Source organism: Psychrobacter sp. bablab_jr014 (genome assembly GCF_016464015.1).
GTDB lineage: Bacteria > Pseudomonadota > Gammaproteobacteria > Pseudomonadales > Moraxellaceae > Psychrobacter.
Window position 1 is genome coordinate 1 of record NZ_JACDXT010000028.1, and the last position, 13,327, is coordinate 13,327.

At 46.1% G+C, this 13,327-nt stretch carries 8 protein-coding genes; 3 read left to right on the forward strand and 5 right to left on the reverse strand.

Going from position 1 to position 13,327, the window contains the following annotated elements:
- The 5 genes from JIE71_RS07485 to JIE71_RS07505 form a co-directional block, all read right to left on the reverse strand.
- A partial coding sequence (locus JIE71_RS07485) for a DUF2345 domain-containing protein (protein ID WP_199508111.1) occupies window positions 1-2,407 on the reverse strand: 2,407 nt, incomplete at its 3' end.
- Window positions 2,408-2,470: 63 nt separating this feature from the next.
- Window positions 2,471-3,307 carry an OmpA family protein gene (locus JIE71_RS07490; protein WP_199508112.1) on the reverse strand — a complete coding sequence of 279 codons (837 nt, stop codon included), beginning with the start codon at window positions 3,305-3,307 and terminating at the stop codon, window positions 2,471-2,473.
- Window positions 3,308-3,366: 59 nt separating this feature from the next.
- Entirely contained in the window at window positions 3,367-4,317 is a 951-nt protein-coding gene (tagF, locus tag JIE71_RS07495; RefSeq protein ID WP_199508113.1) for a type VI secretion system-associated protein TagF, read from the reverse strand.
- Window positions 4,314-8,300 (reverse strand): type VI secretion system membrane subunit TssM, encoded by a 3,987-nt coding sequence (gene tssM / locus JIE71_RS07500; protein WP_199508114.1) that lies wholly within the window; start codon window positions 8,298-8,300, stop codon window positions 4,314-4,316. The genes tagF and tssM overlap by 4 nt, the downstream gene beginning before the upstream one ends.
- Window positions 8,301-8,351: 51 nt before the next feature.
- Window positions 8,352-9,854, reverse strand: coding sequence for a hypothetical protein (locus JIE71_RS07505; protein WP_199508115.1), 1,503 nt, complete (start codon window positions 9,852-9,854; stop codon window positions 8,352-8,354).
- Between the two features lie 560 nt (window positions 9,855-10,414).
- Here JIE71_RS07505 and JIE71_RS07510 point away from each other — a divergent pair.
- The 3 genes from JIE71_RS07510 to tssK are packed head-to-tail and all read left to right on the forward strand — an operon-like array spanning window position 10,415 to window position 13,313.
- Window positions 10,415-11,251: a M15 family metallopeptidase gene (locus JIE71_RS07510; RefSeq protein ID WP_199508116.1), complete on the forward strand. Its 837-nt coding sequence runs from the start codon at window positions 10,415-10,417 to the stop codon at window positions 11,249-11,251.
- Window positions 11,252-11,291: 40 nt separating this feature from the next.
- Window positions 11,292-11,963: a hypothetical protein gene (locus tag JIE71_RS07515; protein WP_199508117.1), complete on the forward strand. Its 672-nt coding sequence runs from the start codon at window positions 11,292-11,294 to the stop codon at window positions 11,961-11,963.
- Between the two features lie 9 nt (window positions 11,964-11,972).
- A complete protein-coding gene (gene tssK, locus JIE71_RS07520; RefSeq protein ID WP_199508118.1) occupies window positions 11,973-13,313 on the forward strand; it encodes a type VI secretion system baseplate subunit TssK in 1,341 nt (446 codons plus the stop codon).
- The last annotated feature ends 14 nt before the right edge of the window (window positions 13,314-13,327 follow it).

Consider the following 13,327-nt stretch of genomic DNA (forward strand, 5'->3'; position numbering starts at 1 on the left):
ACCCAAGCCCATCCATTCCGCCACCCGCTTTACTGTGCTTACCTGCCTTTTCTGTAAACTGATTGGCACTGATGGTAATATTCGCGCCCTCTAAGACGATGCTAGCACCGCCTGCTGTCAGCGTGATTTTATCATTCGCCATTACCTCAACAGCTTGCGTTGATGAGGCAATATTGACATCCTGCTTTGCCGTTGCTTCAAGCTTGCCTGTATGTGCGGAAAGTAGGATATTATCTTTAGCATTGGTCATACTGATGCTGCCATCAGCGACCATAGTCATGGCTTCGTTACTCACTTGGCTATAGTTCTCACCGCTGGTCAGGATATAGTCACCTTGGGTTGTGCTGAGCATCTCACCCATAGTACGGGTAATGAGGGTCTCTGTGCTGCTGTAGCTGATATCGGCAGCACTGTCTATTAGGGTAAAGGGTGTCTCTTGATGCGTCTTGGTTTGCTGCTCCTCACTGATGGTCTCTAGCTGGGTTTTAATGTCGCTATGATCATTGACGGTTTTACCCAGTCCCTTTGCTAGTTGCGTCAGAAGCTCGGTCAGGTGTTGTCCACCGAGGGCGGTTTGGGTGAGGGTCGGGGTGTGGTGTTGATAGTCATGCTCCCCAGATTGCAGATGCGTTTGTGGATACGTTGATAGTGACAGTGCGTTGCCTGTTTTAACGCTGATTTGTGCGTCTGTAGTGACCTGTATACCGTCACGCTTGGCAGTGCTGTCTGTAGCGGGGTCAATGATGCCCATTTTTACCTGTGACGTGGTGCTGCCTTTGACTTGCCACTGGGAGTACGCCTGCGTGTCTCGATGGTCAGTAATCCATTCCGTGAGTGCGCCACTGTCTTGATGACGATAGCCGCTTTCGATGGCTTGCTCGTTCTCAGTAGCAAAGAGGCTAGGGCGCGTCTCAGACAAGAGGCTGCCTGCATTGATTAAATGCTCGCTAGCACCAATCGACTGTATGAGGGTTTGGTCATCAGCGCGGTGGGTAAAGTGCGTGCCGTAGCTCGCGCCTGCCTGTGCTTCTAACCGATGGATAGGCTGGGCACTGGCATCCATGACCGCCATTCGAGTTGGGGTCATATGGTTGCGACTGTCACTGTCATCTTGCGCCTCGGTGAGTCCTGTGACTGCAGGGACGTACGGTTTGGTATATAGCGCGCCGACCCATGGCGTATCCGCATTAATAAGACGCAGCTGGGTTAAGTGGCTACCAGCATCAAGCATGGAGGCATGGCGTTGTTGATGTCGCGTGCTCAGTGTTAATCCTGTGATATGCGCTAGGCTATTACGCGCTAGATGAGTGATGTGCGTCACACGATAATGATGATTAAGACTGTCATGTCCCGTTAAGTGAAAGGTGTCTGCAACTGCTAAGTCATTCACCACAGATAGGGCATTATAGTGATGGTGCTGAGTATGGTTGGCATCGGTCAATATCTGTGCGTCATCCACGCTATGGGTATCAATCACGGGCGCAAATGCGGCAGGGGTATCGATGGTCAGTCCTGATGAGACGACCGAGGTATCATAGATAGGCGCACTGGTCGTTTGTTGTCTGCTGTGTGTCACACCTGTCACATCAAAGCGATCGGCATACACATGTGCAGGTATCACATGGACGGATTGATTTAGGCTCAAGACAGGTGCTTGTACGCGGTCATGCAGTGCTTGATGATAGCGGATAGCGCCGAGATTGCGACTGATGGTATTGTCTTCAGTAGGCTCGGCATTGGTAATCACGAGTGTTGGCGGACTGTGCTCAGACGTATTATTATGCCGCAGATAAGCGCTTAAACCTTGACGCGACAAACGCTCGCAAATGTGCGCCCAGTCACTTTGTTGCCACTGCGTCATGCGCGCAGGCGTCCAGCTTTGATTGGTATCATCAATTATGCTGACATCTACTTCGGACAGGCGCTCAGCGGTCATAGTCACAACATCGGTTTGTATGTCCACATGTGAGCATTGATGCGTGTGTAATTGATACGTGATCGGTTGCGCCAGTAGGCGATAGTAGCCATAGCTGCCTTCGTGGTCAATTTGTCTGATGGCAATGATATGCAGATGACGATATGCCATACCATTTGGCGTCTCATAGCTGATGGTCAGCGGCGAGCCGATGAGTGATGCTAATGAGGTAAACGGCGTATGGTGCTGCTCGTGAATATAAGCATGGATAACATAGGTGTCTATGCCGTGCTGCGAGATGTTGTCAGCAGAATTGGCGCCCAGCAGCTGTAATATTCTGTCTTCATTGTGTGCTTCCATCAATGACTGCTGCCATGTTTGATGTGTGCTCACATCTGATACACTACTGGCATAAGCCGCCTGTGTGCTGCGCTCACTGGCATACAGTCTATCGCCATGCATGGGCAAGACGGTGTTGATAAGACGAAACATAACAAGTGTCCCTGTAACTTTTAATAAGGCTTGGATTAAGTTTCTTGCTCACGGGTGACGTGACTAGTTGTCAACCGTAAATTCAATACGGCGATTGCGTGTGCGTCCTGCTTCGGTATCATTGGTGGCAATAGGGTCGGTATCCCCTTTGCCTGCCGTACTGAGTCGTGAGGTATCAATACCACGACCAATTAGATACTCTTTAACCGCTTCAGCACGCTGATTTGAAAGCAGTAAATTGGCACTGGCATTACCTGTATTGTCGGTATGGCCCGTAATGGTAACTGACTTATTGCCAACGCGATTCAGGGCGCCTGCCATCTCATCCAAAATACCAAGGCCACGCGGTGTGAGGTTGGTACTACCTGATTCAAACTCGACAATACGGTCGCCGAGCGTGTCATCGATCAAGCGCTGCTCACCTTCGACCACAACCAAATTATTTTCAAGTTGGTATAGGTCGGTTAGGCGAGTATGAATACGATTTTGAATGGCTTGTTTTTGCTCAAGGCTATTCACTTTGCCATGCAAGCTAATGGTCGTGCCATTAATATCAATGCGCCCTTGACGAATAGCGGTAATGTCGCTATCAATAATGGCACTTGTGACTTGTTGCCAGTTGGTCGGTAAATTGATACCAGAGTGCACTTCTATTTCGTCATTGACCCTATGCTCTGGATACTGTTTTTGAAGTTTATCAATCAGTTGTTGCTTGTCCGACTGTGTGGCAACCACGCCTTTGATAACCACAGGCACACTGCCATTCTCGATATTGCTATTATGGTGGTCAGCAAAAACGAGCATGCTGACTGACAGGCTGGTCGCTATCAAGGCGCAAATACCGCGTTTGTAGTAGCTTTTTTTGTTGTTTTGTGCGGCAGCTGGGTTATAAATCAACATAACAATCCCTCTTTTATCTTTGGTAACCATAATTGGAGCGAACCGTAAAACCGTGACTATCACTGGGCTAAAAATACGGTTTTAAACAGTTGCCGCACATCATATAAAAAGCTGTCTTCGCGCAGCAGCATTTGGCTAAAGCGGGTCAAGCCAATGTCCTCATTGATATAGTCTTGTGTCCACTGACTATCGTCCATCACGACCCAGTCTTCATGAAATGTAGTATCCGTATCGGTAATTTGTGCCAATACTTGACTGTCTGGCTCACCAAAACCAATAAACAGCTGATAGGTGTTATTACGTTTATAAAAGTAGGTGTTTAAATGCAGCTCATGCGGTTGATAAAAACCATGTATTAAATCATGCCAAAATGTCGCAAGCCCAATGGCTTTATCTTTATCGTGGCCAAGTGTCCAGCACAGCGTCTTATTAAGACCATGAAAGCCCTTGGTGTAAGTCGGTAAAAACAACAGGCCTGCGGCGATAATTTGTTGGGCAATATCCTGCTTATCACAGTTTTTATAAGCCGCAATATCATAGAGCGTGGTACTGTTTATAAAGTCATAATATTGTGGACTGCCGCTGTTGTGCACAAGTACTGTATGTTGACTAAGCAAGTCTGTCGCTTGTGCATTGGACGTATTGACTACCTGCGTCAATGCACCATCAATATCACACCATATCGGCACAGATTTACTGGGCAGATAGTTCATCCACTGTTTGGGCTTTTCTAAGTACAGTACGCAAAAGCCGATAAGCGGATATTTGCGGCCACTACTGTCATGACTGGCAATCATGCTGCCCGTAATGACTTGTTGGGCGCTGGTATTCACATGACTAAAGCTGAGCGTGTTTAATGTCTCTGTTAGGGTGTTTGAGAGTCTAATGGCATCACTGACCCAGCGATCAATGGTTTCAATGTCGGCGACATGGTGCCGCGCGCGTACAAAGTCGCCGCGTGCAGGCAGTTTGCCAAAATAGCTCAGTGGTAGGGTGCTGTCTGATATCATGACGTCGCTTCCTCAGTAGTCGCTGCTACTGCAACATTGCTGTTATTGCTTGCATCATTTGTCGTGCTGCTGTTGTCCGTATCATTGCTGGCAGGTGTATTGGTCGTTGTGCCCACAGGCGTAGCACGCTCGCTGTTGTTTGCTGTGTTGCTAGTGGTTGCAGGCGCGTTTTGTGCCTGCTCGTTGATTTGATTTGCTGTACGGGTAACACCAAGACCGATGACTTCTTCAGGCAGTTTTAGACCTGTAAACGGATTGCCTGACTGTCCTTGAGAGGAAGCGCTCTCGCTACCACTGATGATTCTAAAGCGTACAGGAATACTGATGCCATCACCTGTCCACGTCATTTCAACGACATTGTTCTCAAGCTGGGTACGCTTTGCCGTATTAATAAAACGCTCGACGCCGAAGCTGCCTGCTTCTTCTAGTACGGTGTAGTCTTTACCATCGTAATCTTTTGCACGAATGCTCGCACCAGGTTGGCTGCTGGGGTTTGGCCATACAAAGGTTGTCCACGCTTGTGCGCCCATACGATAGCGTAGCTGCTGGCCATCAAGTACGATGGTGTATTCGGTCAGACCGCTCACAGGCAGGGGCATGATTTGGAAAGTCGTCTGGCGCGCACCACCTGTATTTGCTGTGTTATTAGCGCTGCTATCATTGCGCCCGCCGCCTGTATAATTGATAAAATAACGGCCAAAGTCAGCAACAAATTTAGGATTAAGCCCCAAGCCTGCGCCATTCCAAATCTTACTTGAGATTTGGTCACCGCGCTGGATAATAAATGGCGAGAGCGTGCCTGCGACGAATTTAGACACATAACCGTCTTGCCCAAAGAATTGACCAATTTCAGCAGGTGTGGCTTCAAGGTTGGCATTTTTGGTAAAGGGGTATTTTTTAGCAAGATTATCCTCAAAGGGTTTTTGCACTTGCGCTTGCCAAACTTTGTTAATCTCGGCTTTGGTGGGCGTCAGCAGCATATTAAACGAGCGCGTCAATGGCTCGCTGAGTAATGGTCTGACACGCGGTTTAATCTCTGAATTGGCTTGGCTTAAGATTTGCTCATCGAGTATTTGTAGCGACTTGGTCAGCTCAGAGCCCTCATTGCTCAGAGTCTGTGAGGCAAACAGCAGCGCATCTGGGCCAATATCTTCACTGCGTGCAATGTTGTTAAAGCGCGTACGGATATCGCCCAAACTGGTCAAATAACGATTGAGTAGTGACTCGTTCTGATTGTCTTCGCGTTTGATGACCAAAGCATGGATAAAGGCAAACTCCTGCGCAATAATCCCTGAAGCTTTGGCTGGCGCGTTATTGGCTGCTGATGAGCGATTGGCAGACACGGCGGCTTCTACTTGCTGCACTTCAGAAGGGCTTTGGCGCAGAATGGTTTGTTTAAACCAGTCTAAAAAAGAACGCTTAGCGGTATTTTCATCTGCTGTATCGGTAGCGGCCACACCATCCCAATGAGTCTGTGTGTCTAGCATCGCAAAAAATGCCATTAGCGGTGATTCTTTAGGATCAGACAGCTGGCTTAACAGTACTGCATGGTCTTTAAAGTCTTTACTCTCACGGATATAGACTTGAGATAAAAAGCGCTGCCACTCATGAATGTATTCTTGCTTATAGCGCGTGACCAGATATTTTCTAATCTGCTCAGGGCTGCCTGTTAGCGTCAAGTCATCTTGACCACTGGTCGCAAGCACCCAGTCATCAGCAACCACTTTTGTGGTCGCTGCTTTATCAATCTCATCGCTGATAAAATCTGTCCAAGCTTGCTTGGTAAACGTCCCTGATACCGCGTAACTGCCCAGTAAGACATTATTGACAGAATCTTTGGTGATTTGAGCGACTGTGACAGATGGAAAGCGAGCAGAGGCACGCATTTTAATCTCAGCGTATACCCGCTCACGCGCAGGCTGGCCTTTACTGACCTTCGTAAGCGTAGCACGGGCTTTATCCACCAAGCCCAAATCATTATCAATCAGCGGAAAGCCTTTATCATGTGTATGCGCTAAGGTAAAACTTAAGATGCGCTCAGCTTGACGAATCATTTTGTCTTCAGGCATATCAGCGCGATTGGCCTCTAGCCAACTGCGCCAAAATCGGGTCATCTGATCGCTTAAATGGCTGGTTTCTAGATGCTCATGATTGGCGAGCATCAAATACGCTTTTAATGCGTTATAAGCATCTTCGACGTCGGTAGGATCTGACTCAATATAGCGCTTCGCGGTATCGTTTGTGTCGGTCTCGCTCGTCTCAGGCGACAAGCGCTTGTTCTCAAGTGCATCAGCATTGTTGTTCACTTGCACTAAAAACTGCTCGATATTTTGTTTGGTGGGTTTGAGCAAAATAATATTGATACCGTTATAGTACTCTTCTAATAGTTTTTGCTTGAGCGTATCACCCTGATACAGGCCGAAACTCAATGACAATGGCGTATCTTCGTCGTAGCGCTCTAACTGCTCGATACGGTTTTGTAAGACAATCAAGGAGGCGAGCTGTTCTTGTAAGCGACCATCGGCCGTACTTTGTATCTCTTCGACTTGTTGTAAGTCGGCCAGTACGCGCTCAGTCAGCTGTCTGTTGTTGGCATACGACCATGTCCAAAGCGAGGATGCCACACACAATACCGCGACCGCGCTTAAAGTGACTACAGCACGGTGACTGCGTTTACTACGGTTTTTATGCTGCTTAACCAAATGCTTGTCTTTTAAAATCACCTTTGAAAATAAATGATGTAAAAAATACGGCTGGTTATTATTCGGCTGGGCGCTGGTCAAAGGCACTGCAGGTGTAGATAAATTATAGTTTTTGACCATCTGCGCGGTCATTTGGCTGTTGACCTGTCCTTTTTGTAAGGCACTGGTGAAATAAAACCCGCGCAAGATGGGCTTAAACTGAAAAGGATTGTCCTCAAACAAGGCATGCACCAATGTGCGAATCATGGGGCGCAGCGATTGAAATTCCATAGGAAAGGTCATCAGGCTCGGTGAGACCGTGCGCTGATGACGCAGTGAGAGTTTGGTCGTACTCAGATCTTTAAGACCATCAACCAAGGTATTAAAGTGTGTTTCAAACAAGTCTGTAATGTTGATTTCGTCAGGATTTTCAGGGTAGGGAATGGTAGCGCCCCATACTTGGTCGCGCTCTTCTTGCTCATAATCATTAAAGAAATCGCGGAAGCCTGAAATTAAATCCATTTTAGTAAAGAGGACGTACACAGGCGCATGAACTTCTAAATGCTCGGTGACATCTTGGACACGGCTGCGCAGGTTCTTTGCCAAATCAACGGCATAGCTTGGGTCATTTTGTGTCAAATCTGCAATACTGACGGTGATGATAATGCCATTAATGGGCGCTTTTGGACGGTTCTTTTTTAACAGTCCTAAGAACGATAGCCACTCCGAGCGATCGTCTTCATAGATAGAATAACGTCCCGCCGTATCGAGCAAAATGCCTTCGGTTGAAAAGAACCAATCACAATTACGTGTGCCCCCAATCCCTTTTACCGATAAAGTATCGGTCTTTTCCATAAAGGGAAATTTTAGCCCTGAATGCAGCACGGCTGAGCTTTTTCCTGCAGCAGGGTTGCCAATCACCATGTACCATGGCAGCTCATATAAGGCAGCATTACCTGTGCGGTCGCCCATTTTTGACTTGCGAATGGTCTTAATCGCATCCTGCATTTGCTCACGTAGCGACTGTATTTCTTCCGCGTTCGCATCTTTGGTATCAACAGCTGTGCCGCTCTCAGTATCACCACCTTCGATTAAGTCTGCCAGCTGCTCGCCTGCGGCCTTCTTCTTTTGCCACAGTCGATAGGCAAAGAACCCGATGATTGCGGCGACAATCAACGTACCAACAATCATCATAAAGGTGGTTAAACCAACATAGTCATACAATAAGACAAGGGCAACAATCACCGCCAAAGCAAACAGTACTTTAGGGTGATAGATAAGATGGAAAAAGCCTGAAAACATATCAGCTACCTAATAAATGGTATGAAAAATAAAGTCGCGACGGTCTGTCAACTAGGGAGTATCTAAGTGCCAAAGACTACAACAGTTCGGATGTTGGATGACGGCGAGCAATGTGTCTGTACGTTCGGTGTGCTCATATTGATATTGCGTTAATAAACAAATCGGCATAAAGCAGCGTAGCCAAGGATTAGTGAGGGTAAAGTGCCCAAAATGATGGGTCGTTACATCAATGTGCCGCTGTGCTAAGTCATCGGTAAAGCGCATAAACGGTGTCAGTGCTTCCGTTTGTTTAATCACGTCGATGTCTGAAAGCAGTATGAGTGAGCGTTCTTTATCCTCGATATCGTCTGCGTCTGTCGATTCATCAGCGACTGGTGGTATGATTTTTTGTGCCAGTAATGTCGATTGTATTTGCGGTAACAGCTGTTTATACGAGCGTTTTGGTGCATCAAATTGATCGTTAGATTCAGGCAGGTCGATAGTGGTGCTCAGCTGTATAGGCAGTAGCTGTTCTAAAGAAATAATGTCACCTGCAGCATGATTGGCAAATAGCAATGCGCTGGCTGCCTCCGTAGGTACAGTATCATCAGTCATGCTGATATCGGCATAGTTATCGAACCACTCTTGGTCGATGTGTGTCTCAGCCACCATCAACATGCCCAGTCGTGGCTGAGTCGTCTCAGCAACACGGCGCAAGACGTCACTGATAAACCCTAAAGGTTCACCGATAGCATCTTGAGGCGTAATTAAATGAATAGAGAGCTGCCCGCCTGCTATACCATAATCAGCCATCCATACGGTCACGGATTCTTTGATAGCGGTGTGTTCGGCATCGTTTGGCGTATATATATATAGCTCAAACATTGATAGTGCAGGTTGGGCAGGAATACGTGCCGCGTCCTCTTGCTGCATGTGCAGCGTAGCGCTATTTTGCCACTCTGGATGAATGTCTGAGGCGGTGTCTATAGCATCGCGGTCTGTGTAGTGATGTGAAAAATGCGCACCAATATTAGCTAGGGTGTCATCATGAGCCACTAGCTGCAACTGCAGTAGCGCTATGATGCGCTGAGTGAATGTCGACATGGTTGGCTCAGACGTTTCACTGTCTTCTTGAGTAGACCAAGCCATCTGCTCTTCTACCTCGGCAATAGGCTTTGTCAATTTTGGTAGGCCAAAGTGATCAGTAAGCGAATGGTTAATTTCGGTTAAGTCTTCAGTATTATCAATGATTTGTGACCACTCATTGCCTTCTGGTAGCAGCAGGTGACCTGATAATAATAAGCGATGGCTAATTGGCGCTCTATCGGCCTTGATAGCTGTTTTGGGCGTATCAAGTGCAGGGTCTTCCTCAGCGGCAGGTTTGTTTTGGTACCATCGTAGCGCGCCAAGTGCACCCAAAAACAGCAAAGGCAGTCCTAAGAACCATAGAACAAAGCTTGAAACGGTAAGTGAAGACGCATTGTCTTTAAAGTAAAGCCACACGATACCCAAATACAAAATCAACACAGCTACTAGGGAATAGCGTACATAATTTAGTGTTTTTTTTAAAACCACTTGCCATTCCTTTTATCAATACAGGCCAATTGTTCGCAAAAAAAAGGTATTTTATGGTATTTTGGTTATTTTTTCTACCAAAAATGCTTAATATACATGATCAATTTAGGAATTAAGTACACTAAAGTTATATTTTACCAGTGTGTGGATTAATAAATATCAGTAAATAACTTGTTTTTTTAGGTTTTTATTGGAATTTTCTACTTTTTTATCTATAATTGCCGACTTGTAACCATATCTCTTTTTGACAATAGTAAAATTTTGTTCTAACGATATCATCATATGATGGTTTGTCTGTTTTCATGAACATAAGTAGCTTTTGATATGGGGTTTTTTATTTCAATCGACTTTGTAAGTTGCTTTAGCACATGGTTTATATCGTCATCTGCGGTTTGGTTTTCATAGCAATTGTGCTGACTGCACTGTTATATGATGGTCACTATTTCGGGTCGCAGCTTTTAAGGATTGGGAATAAACTTAAATTACAGTACTCGCTTATATCAACAGTGCGTCCTAAGCGCATGCGAAAATCTTTGAAATGGCAGACAAGCAGTATCCAGATGCCCAAACTGCCAAAACCGAAGATGACATTGATGCTCAGTTGTACGCTGTTAATCATTGCTACGCTTGGTATATGTTATCGCTTGCTAAACAGCCATTCTTTGGCGGTGTATCATAGTTATGGTGATGATGACTTTGGGACGGATGCTCAAGTAAGCCAGCTGCTGGCAGGGGAGCAACTACAGCCACCGCCTGCGCCACCTGAAGCGCTGTTTGCTGAATTAGACGCAGAAATTGCCAGCTATCAGGCGAGTACAATACAAGAGGGCGACTGGTCACCTTTTGGTACATCAAATGCGCCAAACACAGACAACACGCAATCTGTGCTTGATTTATCAGCATTTGATGCATCAAGAACCATGCCGACAAATACAGCGCTTAGTACCCATATCAGCACAGGACAGATTAATATTAAAAATGCTGACCGTAACTGGAATAAGATGAATTCAGAATTTGTGCAGCGCCTATTGACTGTCTATAAGGTGATGCATGACCAATATGGTTATGACATGGTGCTGTTAGAGGGTTATCGTAGCCCATCGCGTCAGGCACGCTTGCTAAGACAGGGCACACACGTGACTAAAGCTGGTTCGTATAAGAGCTATCATCAGTTTGGCTTGGCGGCTGACAGTGCCTTTATTCGTAATGGAAAAATTGTCATCTCTGAAAAAGACCCATGGGCTATGCAAGGCTATCGCCTGTATGGACAGGTTGCAAAATCAGCTGGCTTGGTTTGGGGTGGTGACTGGAAAATGATGGATTTGGGGCATGTAGAGCTGCGCAAAAAAGGTGTGCTTGGACGCCCAGAGATGGCAGAGCTCTTAACGCAGCAGTAATGAATCAGCAGTGACAATCAAACAGGTAGTATAAAAACGTATGAATGAGTGGATTAAGCGCAGTATTATAGCCGCTGTATTGGGCAACGTGTGTGTTCTTGGGCTGGTAGGCTGTGCAACCAAAGACGCCATAACAGCGCCAATCAGTGAAAACTCGAGCACCACGATAGATAAGATTAAGAACTTAGTGGGGGTAGGTGAAGATACAGAATTGCAGGCGCTCAAAGCGCAGTTGGCCAAGCAACAAGAACAGCTGGCACAAATGACAGAGCAGCAGCAAGCACTACAAGAAAAAATGCAGCAGCAGCAAGTCACAATAGCACTCAATCCGCTCGCTACAGCCAATGCAGGACGTGGCACGACAGGCACGGCGAGCACGGTTTATATCGCGTTTTTAGAAGATCAAGAACAATTTGCTGAGCTTGAATCATTAGCACAAAAAGAATTGGTGCTGATTCCCAAACGCTCGACTGAACAGATATTGAACATACCCAGTGACGCAAAATTTATCGCCGTTAAAGTGGGTCTGCGCTATACCAAAAAGCGCTCGCAATTTTTGATACCATTACAAAATCTTGATTTTGACACGCCATTAACGGTTAACGTAGGCGCCTGTGACGTCAATATCGAATCAGGTATCAGTCTAGAGCCAGGCACACCATTCAAGCAAAAACTTAATAATTACCAACAGCCGCTCGTACGCTGCTCATAGGAGAAGCACTTGATAAACAATCAGGTATTGTGGGGTGAGGGCTTATTTTTAAGACCACAGCACTTTCAAGTTCAAGACAACTATCATAATATGCAGCGCGCCCATTCTATGCAGCTGACCCATCCATATCTATATGGTGTGGTTGATGTGCGCATTGATGAGCAGCTGCTTGATAGTGGTATGCTGAGCTTTCAACATATTCAGGCAGTATTGCCCGATGGTACGTTGTACCGTGCGCCTTATACAGATGTATTGCCTAAATCATTAACGCTTGATATTAAAGACAATCGCGATGATATCTTTGTCTTTTTGCAGCTAGATATGCTGCATCATAGCGGACAAAATATCAAAGATGATAGCAAAGACAGTGCGCGCTATGTCCGAACATCTAATGAAACGCAAGACCTTTACAGTCAAGCAGCAGATGCAGTGATTGATACCATTCAGCTATCGCCACAGATACAGCTGAGTCACAGCAGCTCACCTACGCATGATGACAATGCAGTGATATTACTGGCCAAGCTGACCCGTACCACTCAAGGCGGCTATACGCTCGATAATGACTATGTCGTACCGAGTCTACAGGTTCAAAGTAATGCCAGTTTGCTCAACCAGTTGCATCGCTTGATTACCATGATATCCACCAAATCAAGCTCGCTATACGACCACCATCGGCAATCTAATAGCGATCTTTTAGAATTTCGCTCTTCAGATATTGCTTCGTTTTGGTTATTGCATACACTAAACACCGCATGCGCGCAGCTTAATCACATTTATCATCATCCAAAACTGCATCCTGAGCGTTTGTTTGAGGCATTTTTGAGTGTTGCCAGTCAGCTGGCGACGTTCAGCACGCTATATAAAGTGTCTGACCTGCCCCATTATCGTCATGATAATGTCAATGAATCTTTTAGTAGTATTATTAATATCATTCGTGAGCTGTTAAACACAGTCATCGCCAGTAACTTTATCTCAATTACTTTGCGTCAGACCAAGCCGTCTTATTATTTGGGTGATTTAAATACCGATAAGATTACGCGCAGCTCTCAGTTATATCTGTCTGTCAGTTCAAGCCTGCCGATGCATGAACTGGTAGATTTGGTGCCACGCCGCTTTAAAATTGGTGCGCCTGACGCGGTTGAAAAGCGGGTTTTGGCTGCGTTACCTGGCTGCTCTATCTCGCACGTGTCACAAGTGCCAAGCGCCATTCCTGTTCGTCCTGGATTTGCCTACTTTATGATTGAACAAGTCGGTGAGATCTACGATGAGATGATGAAGCTAGAATCTATCTGCGTTTATGTACCTAATGGTTTTGATGACCTTAAAATCGAGTTGATGGCCATTGCGTAACTCAATGGTGTCTC

Bases quoted from the DNA above. Each gene is read 5' to 3' on its own strand.
- JIE71_RS07490 (WP_199508112.1), bottom strand. From the start codon at position 3,307: ATGTTGATTTATAACCCAGCTGCCGCACAAAACAACAAAAAAAGCTAC.
- JIE71_RS07510 (WP_199508116.1), top strand. From the start codon at position 10,415: ATGCCCAAACTGCCAAAACCGAAGATGACATTGATGCTCAGTTGTACG.
- tssM (WP_199508114.1), bottom strand. From the start codon at position 8,300: ATGTTTTCAGGCTTTTTCCATCTTATCTATCACCCTAAAGTACTGTTT.
- JIE71_RS07515 (WP_199508117.1), top strand. From the start codon at position 11,292: ATGAATGAGTGGATTAAGCGCAGTATTATAGCCGCTGTATTGGGCAAC.
- tagF (WP_199508113.1), bottom strand. From the start codon at position 4,317: ATGATATCAGACAGCACCCTACCACTGAGCTATTTTGGCAAACTGCCT.